Annotated in this window: 9 protein-coding genes; 3 read left to right on the top strand and 6 right to left on the bottom strand. The window is 57.3% G+C overall.

Features of this window, described 5'->3' with window-relative positions; translation table 11 throughout:
• Nucleotides 1-156 precede the first annotated feature (156 nt).
• Complete coding sequence (gene rimM, locus ACEQWH_RS14610; RefSeq protein WP_370232048.1) at nt 157-669, bottom strand: ribosome maturation factor RimM; 513 nt, start codon at nt 667-669, stop codon at nt 157-159.
• A 158-nt stretch (nt 670-827) separates the two neighbouring features.
• On the opposite strand from rimM, the gene ACEQWH_RS14615 reads away from it, so the two are divergent.
• Nucleotides 828-1,436, top strand: a complete 609-nt coding sequence (locus ACEQWH_RS14615) for a DJ-1/PfpI family protein (protein WP_370232050.1) — start codon at nt 828-830, stop codon at nt 1,434-1,436.
• Between the two features lie 23 nt (nt 1,437-1,459).
• Here the strand turns inward: ACEQWH_RS14615 and bluB are convergent, their stop codons facing one another.
• The 4 genes from bluB to ffh all read right to left on the bottom strand — a co-directional run bounded on the left by bluB (nt 1,460) and on the right by ffh (nt 4,443).
• Nucleotides 1,460-2,101 (bottom strand): 5,6-dimethylbenzimidazole synthase, encoded by a 642-nt coding sequence (bluB, locus tag ACEQWH_RS14620; protein WP_370232051.1) that lies wholly within the window; start codon nt 2,099-2,101, stop codon nt 1,460-1,462.
• Nucleotides 2,102-2,118: 17 nt separating this feature from the next.
• Entirely contained in the window at nt 2,119-2,508 is a 390-nt protein-coding gene (gene rpsP / locus ACEQWH_RS14625) for a 30S ribosomal protein S16 (RefSeq protein ID WP_370232053.1), read from the bottom strand.
• A 54-nt stretch (nt 2,509-2,562) separates the two neighbouring features.
• A complete protein-coding gene (locus ACEQWH_RS14630) occupies nt 2,563-2,859 on the bottom strand; it encodes a chorismate mutase (protein ID WP_370232054.1) in 297 nt (98 codons plus the stop codon).
• A 63-nt stretch (nt 2,860-2,922) separates the two neighbouring features.
• Complete coding sequence (gene ffh, locus ACEQWH_RS14635) at nt 2,923-4,443, bottom strand: signal recognition particle protein (RefSeq protein ID WP_370232056.1); 1,521 nt, start codon at nt 4,441-4,443, stop codon at nt 2,923-2,925.
• A gap of 409 nt (nt 4,444-4,852) precedes the next feature.
• On the opposite strand from ffh, the gene ACEQWH_RS14640 reads away from it, so the two are divergent.
• Together ACEQWH_RS14640 and ACEQWH_RS14645 are read left to right on the top strand one after the other, a co-directional pair.
• The gene (locus ACEQWH_RS14640) at nt 4,853-6,949 is read left to right on the top strand and encodes an ATP-binding protein (protein ID WP_370232058.1); all 2,097 of its coding nucleotides are present in this window, start codon (nt 4,853-4,855) and stop codon (nt 6,947-6,949) included.
• An 80-nt stretch (nt 6,950-7,029) separates the two neighbouring features.
• A complete protein-coding gene (locus ACEQWH_RS14645) occupies nt 7,030-7,569 on the top strand; it encodes a prolyl-tRNA synthetase associated domain-containing protein (RefSeq protein WP_370232060.1) in 540 nt (179 codons plus the stop codon).
• A gap of 33 nt (nt 7,570-7,602) precedes the next feature.
• Here the strand turns inward: ACEQWH_RS14645 and ACEQWH_RS14650 are convergent, their stop codons facing one another.
• Entirely contained in the window at nt 7,603-8,145 is a 543-nt protein-coding gene (locus ACEQWH_RS14650; RefSeq protein WP_370232061.1) for an FMN-dependent NADH-azoreductase, read from the bottom strand.
• Nucleotides 8,146-8,213: the final 68 nt, after the last annotated feature.

The following is an 8,213-nucleotide window of genomic DNA, read 5'->3' on the forward strand; positions in this document are numbered from 1 at the left end:
AAAAGCCAGGCGGCGAGCCGCAGATCCTTGGTTTCTTCCAGCGTGTTCACCCGCACCCAAGGCGCAATCACATCCGCATTCTTGCGCATCGTTGTTTGCAGTGACGATGTGCCCGTCTTGTGAAAGCCAGGGTGGATCAGCAGACGCGGCATATTGCTAGAACAACCCCTCCGGCGGGTCAGCAATCAGGCGGCCGGATGCCATGTCCACCGTGGGGACAACAGTCTTTGTAAAGGGCAGCAACACCGTGGCTTTCAGGCCGGGACCATGAATTTCCAACAGGTCGTCGGCCCCATTGTTCTGCACGGATTTCACATGCCCAAGCGTGGTGCCACCGGTGTCGCGAACCTCAAGGCCGATCAGATCGGTGTAGTAAAATTCGTCGTCCTCAAGCTCTGGCAAACGGTCGCGCGGTGCGTAGAGCTGCGTGCCTTTCAGCGCGTCAGCCTCTTCTTTGGTGGTCACACCAGACAGGCGGACGGCCAGCCCGTTCTTGATCGCGCGGGTCAGAACAAGGTCGAAAGATCCGCTGCCGTCTTCGGTCGTCAGTGGTGCATAGTCCACGATCGCCTCTGCCTCGGCGGTAAAGCTTTTCAGCCGGACTTCACCATGAACACCAAACGCGCCCGCGATGGCTCCTACGCAGATGAGATCAGAGGGGTTGGCCATAAAGCGACGTCCTTTGTTGTGCTTATTGCGTGATAGCGGGTTGGCGGACAGAGGGCAAATGGGGAGTGATTGATTTCGCGCGGGGTCAATTTACCTTCCAGATCAGGATGCGTGCTTTGTTCGTGCCGGCGCGCAGGTGTTACAGTAAGGGGTTCAAGATGCGTAGGTTGGCTGCATTTGTTTTTCCGGGGTTTCAGACGCTGGATTATTTCGGTCCGGTTGAAATGCTTGGGGGGTTCTTTGACGACATTGAGCTTGTCACCGTCGGCATAGACAATGCGCCGGTTTCCAGTCGGCACGGGCAGAAAGTGCTGCCGGACTGTAGTATGGGGGCCAGCACGTACTATGACCTTTTGCTCGTGCCCGGAGGGGATGCAGCCTTGGACGTCGCCAAAGATCCCAAGGTCACAGAATGGATACGCACCGTCTCAGAGCAGGCCCTGCGGGTGATGGGTGTCTGTACCGGGTCCATTTTGCTGGGAATAAGCGGCGTGCTGGATGGCAAACGCGCGACGACGAACAAGCTGGATTTCACAGCCACAGTGCCGCTGGCACCCGGTGTTGACTGGGTGAAAGAGGCGCGGTGGGTTCAGGATGGCAAGTTTTTCACGTCATCGGGCGTTTCTGCAGGGATGGATATGGCGCTGGGCGTGGCTGCGGATTTGTTTGGGTTGGAAAAAGCCCGCGAGATGGCGGAAGGGTGCGAATACGTCTGGCACGAAGATCCGACCGTCGACCCCTTTGCTGCAGGCGCGGGTCTGGTCTGAAACGGGGGTGATCTTGGCCGGAGTTACCGTTCTTTGATCGGCAGGCTTCTGCGGCGGTCTTCCCAGCCCATCTGCTCGAGTTTCGGCGTATCCGAGGTTTCTTGCGGAAAGCCGACGCACAGATAGGCTACCAAGGACCATGAGTCTGGGATATCGAGGTCTTTGTTCAGCTGATCGGGATCCAGAATGGACAACCAGCCCACGCCAAGCCCCTTGGCGCGTGCGGTCAGCCAGAACAGGTTCACGGCGCCCACAACGGAATAGCGGCGCATCTCAGGCATGGTGCCTGCGCCCAGACCCGCGCCTTTGTCGGTGCCTTCGTCGCAGTAAATCGCCAGTTGAACCGGGCTTTCCTGCATGCCCGACAGCTTCAGCCCAGCATAAAGCTTGGCCTTCTCGCCTGAATACCCGGCAAGGGCCTGCGCATTCGCGGCTTTGAAATTCTCATAGGCAGCCGCGCGCGCGGCGGCACTGTTGACGCGTACAATGCGCCAGGGTTCCGAAAGGCCCACCGATGGGGCCTTTAGAAACGCGTCGAGGCACTCCGTCAGGAGCGCCTCGTCTACGGGATCTGTTTTGAAATGGCGGACGTCGCGACGCCACTTGAGGAGTCGGTCGAGCTCGACTTGAAACTCTGCAGAGAATTCTGCCGAAACCGCCGCCATATTCAGGTCTGTCCGTCTTATTCTTCAGCCGCTGCTTCTTCAGCAGGAGCTGCTGCTGCTTCGGCCGCTTCAGCGGCTTTGGCTGCTTTTTCTTCTGCGCGGTCTTGCGCTTTCTGACCTGGCTTACCTTTGTTCGGGTTGTTGCGCTCGGTTTTCGAGTTCACACCAGCCGCTTCGAGGAAACGTGCAACACGGTCAGTGACCTGTGCGCCTTGGGACACCCAGTACTGGATGCGTTCCAGATCCATTTTCACACGCTCTTCGCTGTCTTTTGGCAGCAGCGGGTTGTAGGTGCCGAGCTTTTCGATGAAGCGGCCATCGCGTGGCATGCGGCTGTCAGCAGCAACGATGCGATAGAAAGGGCGTTTTTTGGAACCGCCGCGGGCGAGACGAATTTTCATTGCCATGGTGAGTATCTCCTATGAATGGCTGTACGGGGCCCTTGCCCCAGTATTCTGTGATTATTCCTGGTGTTTCTTGTGGTGCCGGATGACTTCCTCGATGATGAAATTGAGGAACGCCGTGGCGAATTTCGGGTCCAGATCGGCTTCTTTGGCCAAAGTTTCCAAGCGCGCGATCTGACGCGCTTCGCGGGCTGGGTCTGAGGGGGGCAGCTCGTATTCTGCCTTCAGCTTGCCGACGGCCTGTGTGTGCTTGAACCGCTCGCCCAAGGTATAGACAAGGATCGCATCCAATCGGTCGATGGACTCGCGGTGATCGGCCAGGATCTCTGCGGCGCGGGCTGTTTTATCAGTCATACGTCTGCTCCTGTGGCAGGCGGAGGGAGCCTCCGGCGGGGATATTTTGAGCAAGAGAAAGCATTATTTCTTTTTCCCAAAGCCAGACAGGCCTGGTGGCAGTGCACCGCCGCCCAGACCCGGCAGGCCGCCCGGCATTCTGCCCAGACCACCGGCGCCCAGTTGTTTTGCGGCAGCTTCCAGTGCTTTGGGGTCCATGGCGGATGGGTCCATGCCCGCAGGCATATCGGGCATGCCGCCTTTGCCGAACATGCCCTTCATGGCCTGTTTCAGCATGCCGCCCTTGCCCATCTTTTTCATCATGTCCGACATCTGGCGCTGCATCTTGAGCAGTTTGTTCAGATCAGACACCTCCATGCCCGCACCCGCCGCGATTCGTTTCTTGCGGCTGGCCTGCAGCAATTGCGGGTTGGCGCGTTCGACTTTGGTCATGGATTGAATGAGCGCGATCTGCTGTTTCAGGATCTTGTCATCCATGCCAGCGGCCTGGGCCTGTTTGGCCATCTTGCCCATACCGGGCATCATGCCCATAACGCCTTCCATGCCGCCCATTTTGAGCATCTGCTCGAGCTGCATTTTCAGATCGTTCATATTAAAGCGCCCCTTCTGGAAGCGCTTCATCATCTTTTCGGCCTGTTCAGCCTCGATGGTTTCCTGAGCTTTCTCGACCAGCGCGACGATGTCGCCCATGCCAAGGATACGGCCTGCGATACGCTCGGGCTCGAAGGTCTCAAGCGCGTCCATCTTTTCGCCAAGGCCGACGTATTTGATCGGCTTGCCTGTGACCGCGCGCATCGAGAGCGCTGCACCGCCGCGGCCGTCGCCGTCCATCCGTGTCAAAACAACGCCAGAGATGCCGATCTTGCCGTCAAACTCTTCGGCCACCTCGACAGCGACCTGACCTGTCAGACCGTCGACCACCAGCAATGTTTCACGTGGGTTGACGGCGTCGCGGACGTCTTCGACCTCTTGCATGAGGGTCTGATCGATCTGAAGGCGACCTGCGGTGTCGAGCATATAGACGTCATAGCCGCCCAACGTCGCCTGCTGCTTGGCGCGTTTTGCGATCTGAACCGCGCTTTCGCCTTGTACGATCGGCAGGGTGTCGACGCCAATCTGGGTGCCAAGGATTTCCAGCTGTTGCATCGCCGCCGGGCGGTAGATGTCCAAAGACGCAAGCAGCACACGTTTGCCGTCTTTTTCTTTCAGGCGCTTGGCGAGCTTACCCGTGGTCGTGGTCTTACCAGAGCCCTGCAGGCCGACCATCAGGATCGGGGCAGGCGGGTTGTCAATTTTCAGCGCGCCGGGATCTTCGGTGTCGCCTGCCAGCACATGTTGCAGCTCGTCGTGGACGATTTTGACAACCTGCTGGCCCGGTGTAACCGATTTGGTGACAGCCTGACCTGTGGCTTTGTCCTGAACCGCTTTGACGAAATCGCGCGCAACCGGCAGCGAGACGTCCGCTTCGAGCAGGGCCACGCGCACTTCACGCAGGGCTGCTTTTACGTCATCCTCAGAGAGGGCACCCTGTTTGGTGAGGCGATCAAAGACGCCGGAAAGGCGTTCGCTGAGATTTTCAAACATCGCTTTCGGCTCCTTTTCAGCCCGTCACGTTTCAGTAAAGGCCGAGATAGTCACGACCCGCTCGCTCGCCAAGATCAAACCACAAACCCAATGCACGAATGCCCCCGTGGGCGAAACTCGCTGACGGGGGGCGATCCTGGCGCTGGGCCTAGGACCGGAAGTTTTGACGGACTTCCGGAATTGAGTGGGTCTCTAATAGAGGCAGGGAGAGGAGTCAAGCAGGGGGAAATGTAACAGAACCATGACGAAATGTGGCGAAAATCTGGCGGTTTACGCGGTGAACCCCACAATCTGGTTAAGAAACCCTTAAATGGACAAAATTCGATTGAGTTTCTGTTGAATTGCTGCCGCAAAAGTAGATCATACAATCATAACGAGAAAAAAGATAACGTCATACAAGTGTATTCCCATGGCACGCAGGACCCCGAATACAAGCAGTAATTTCCGCCAAGGCTTTGGCTGGGCACCCCTCTATATTGCCGCAGCGCTGATCGTTGCCTTGATTGCGGCGACCATTCTCTACTATGTGGAACAGCGGAACCGGGCGGATCATGAGGCCGAGCTGCGCGCTCAAATTCAGTCCGAGTTGAACATGGCCGCTCTGGACCTGTCGCTGATCTTTCAGAGGAACGCCGACACCATTCGCGCCGTGTCCGCCCTGATTTCGATAGAGCCGGATATCTCGTTTGAGCGGTTTGCGGCCTTCTCGAAAGAGATCTTTGTTGACCACACTGACTTCATCGAGATTTCCGCCGCGCCGGATCTGGTGGTTGACCGGATTTATCCCGAAACGGGTGAAGCGCAGTTTATGGGGATGGATTTTCGCGCCGCCGACAACAAAGAGCTTTTTGCCCATGTCTCGCGTGCCCGCAAATCACAATCGGTGCTGTTTGCAGGGCCGATAGATCTGGAGAAAGGCGGGCAGGGCATTGTGGCCTATGACACGGTCTATCTGGATGACGCCGAGGGCAAACCTCAGTTCTGGGGCGTGGTCAATCTGGTGATTGATTTCGAAGAAGAGCTGCGGATCCTTGGGTTGGATACAGTGGACTTCCGGTTGGCGATCCGCGGTAAGGACGCGCGGGGCAGTCATGGCGCAATCTTCTGGGGCGACCGGTCGACCTTTGCGGCAGAGCCGGTGTTTGCGACTGTGTCCCTGCCTGTGGGATCCTGGGTCATGGCCGCGGCGCCGACGGGGGGATGGAACAACTATTCTGCAAGCATCAACCAGCTCTATGGCATTGTCGCAGGCATTACGCTGACAGTTCTGATCATGATTTGCGCGGGCCTTCGGCTGATCCAGTTGCGGATGCGGGCGGTGGCGCAGATGTCCAGTGCGATCAACTCTATTCAGGACGGTTTTGCCTACTACAACAGTGATGACCGTTTGGTGGCCTGCAATGACAAGTATCGTGATTTCCACGGTGGGGCGGCCAAATTGTTTACTGCCGGAACGCGCTTTGAGGATATTCTGCGCTCGGGCGTGTCGCGCGGCCACTATGCCGAGGCGATAGGACGCGAAGAGGAGTGGGTGCAGGAGCGGCTTGCCCAGCACAAGGCCTCGGGCGGAGCAGTGGATCAGAAACTGGATGATGGGCGCTGGGTGCGCATGTCCGAAGCGCGTACGCCGGACGGGGGCACGGTTGGCTTCCTTGTGGACATCACCGAATTGGTCAGCGCCAAAGAAGACGCTGAGCACGCCAATGTGGCGAAATCCGAATTCCTTGACGTGATGAGCCACGAGCTGCGCACACCGTTAACGGTTGTTCTGGGCGGCACCCCGTTTTTGGTTAAGCCTGAACTGTTGCCTGCGACCCAGAAAGTTATGGCGCGTCTGGCGTCGATGGGTGAAGAGTTTGACCCGCTCGCAAAAGATATCGAGACGATGCTAACCTCGTTCAAAGGTCTGGCAGGCAAAGTGGAACGCTCGGCCCGCAGCTTGCTGACTCTGATCAACGAGGTGCTGGATTATTCCAAAATCGAGGCTGGCCGCATGAAGCTGGCCCGTGAAATGTGTTACTGCGACGAGCTGATTGAAGATGTTGTAGAGCAATACCGTTCCAAGGCCGAAGAGAAGGGCCTGAGCCTTGAAGGGTCGAGCGCTGATCTGGCGATTTTTGCCGACGAACCCAGAGTGCGTCAGATTCTGGACAACCTTGTCAGCAACGCGATCAAGTTCACCGAAAAGGGCAGCGTCCGGATCGAGGCTCAGCGGTTCGGCGACTTTGCGCGGTTCCGCATCATTGATACAGGGATCGGAATTCCTACGGATCGCGTTGACGGAATTTTTGACAAGTTTTCGCAAGGCAATACCAGCGACAGACGCCGTGCCGGTGGCACCGGACTTGGCCTGGCGATTTCAAAGAAGTTTGTCGAGATGCATGGTGGCACGATTGGCGTCAGCAGTCGGGCGGGCGAGGGCAGCGAATTTACCTTTACCATTCCAAAACACATGGTTCAGAAAGCCCGCAAGACCGAAGATATGCACCAGAAACCCGCAGCCTAGGGCTGCGAAAATCGGCTCTTGAATGTCCGTGAGGGCGGTGACACTGATGTCACAATCGACCGTCCAAAGGGAATTCTGCCATGGATGCTTCTTCAGCATTTCAAGACACACTGCCAGTCAGCTCTGATGCGTTGCTTTCACAGCTCGATGATTGGGGAGTTGCGTATAAGCTGTTTCATCACGTGCCGCTGCGCACGGTTGCGGATGCAAAGACGGTTGAGCAGGACATGATGACGCCGGGCGAGCGTGCGTTTCTGACCAAGAACCTCTATCTGCGCGATCGTAAGAAACGCAACTATCTGGTGACACTGGATCAGGACCGCGATGTTGACTTGAAGGCGCTTGGCAAGGCGCTGGGCGTTGGCGGGTTGTCGTTTGGCTCTGCTGACCGTTTGCTGGAAAATTTGGGCATTCGGCCCGGTGCGGTCAGCCCGCTGTCCATGATCAACGGCGCCAAAGCAGGCGTGACATTCATTCTGGATCCCATCGCGCGGGACGCGGATGTGTTGTTCTTTCACCCTCTGGTCAATGATCGCACGATTTCGATCACGCTTGCAGATCTTGAGGTGGTCTTTGGCCATTTCGGTGCCGAGATCGTCTGGCTGCCCGAGATGGACTAGAGCCTGCCGCACGGGCCGCAGGCTCTGGGGTTTTTAGGCCGCGATGTCAAAGTTCTCGACGTCGTCTGCGTTCAGGAAAGTTACGTCCTGAAGGCCGATAAAGCCAAAAAAGACTTTCAGATGTGGCGTCAAGAAATCCGCAGGAGAGCCAATGGCCACACCGCCTGACGCGACCGCAACGATGACTTTCTTGTCAGCCAGCAGGCCTTCGGGACCGTTTTCGGTATAGCGGAACGTCACGCCTGCGCGCGCAACCTGATCCACCCAAGCTTTCAAAACCGCAGGGCCCGAGAAGTTATAGATCGGGGTGCCGATCACGACCGTGTCGGCCTTTTGCAGTTCGGCCACCAATGTGTCGGACACAGACAGCGCGTCGGCTTGGGTATCTGTGCGATCTTGGGGAGGGATGAATGTCGAGGTCACCCAGCCTTCGTCCAAAAGGGGCAGGGGCTCTGCCAGATCGCGGCGGATGACAGTATCGGCGCCCAGTTTGGCGACGATCTCGGAAGAAAGGCGGCGCGACACAGAATCCTGATGGCGCGCAGAGGCATCACTCTGCAGGACTGTATGGGACATGAGTCTTTTCCTTTGTATGGCTGCGTTACAAAATGCACCTTGCAATTTTGAACTCAATAGGCGGTAAT

Origin of the sequence: Cognatishimia sp. (genome assembly GCF_964229375.1) — a bacterium.
Classification (GTDB): domain Bacteria; phylum Pseudomonadota; class Alphaproteobacteria; order Rhodobacterales; family Rhodobacteraceae; genus Cognatishimia.

Excerpts from the sequence above, each read along its gene's own strand:
- ACEQWH_RS14640 (WP_370232058.1), top strand. The coding sequence starts at position 4,853 with ATGGCACGCAGGACCCCGAATACAAGCAGTAATTTCCGCCAAGGCTTT.
- rimM (WP_370232048.1), bottom strand. The coding sequence starts at position 669 with ATGGCCAACCCCTCTGATCTCATCTGCGTAGGAGCCATCGCGGGCGCG.
- bluB (WP_370232051.1), bottom strand. The coding sequence starts at position 2,101 with ATGGCGGCGGTTTCGGCAGAATTCTCTGCAGAGTTTCAAGTCGAGCTC.
- ACEQWH_RS14650 (WP_370232061.1), bottom strand. The coding sequence starts at position 8,145 with ATGTCCCATACAGTCCTGCAGAGTGATGCCTCTGCGCGCCATCAGGAT.
- ACEQWH_RS14615 (WP_370232050.1), top strand. The coding sequence starts at position 828 with ATGCGTAGGTTGGCTGCATTTGTTTTTCCGGGGTTTCAGACGCTGGAT.
- rpsP (WP_370232053.1), bottom strand. The coding sequence starts at position 2,508 with ATGGCAATGAAAATTCGTCTCGCCCGCGGCGGTTCCAAAAAACGCCCT.
- ffh (WP_370232056.1), bottom strand. The coding sequence starts at position 4,443 with ATGTTTGAAAATCTCAGCGAACGCCTTTCCGGCGTCTTTGATCGCCTC.
- ACEQWH_RS14630 (WP_370232054.1), bottom strand. The coding sequence starts at position 2,859 with ATGACTGATAAAACAGCCCGCGCCGCAGAGATCCTGGCCGATCACCGC.
- ACEQWH_RS14645 (WP_370232060.1), top strand. The coding sequence starts at position 7,030 with ATGGATGCTTCTTCAGCATTTCAAGACACACTGCCAGTCAGCTCTGAT.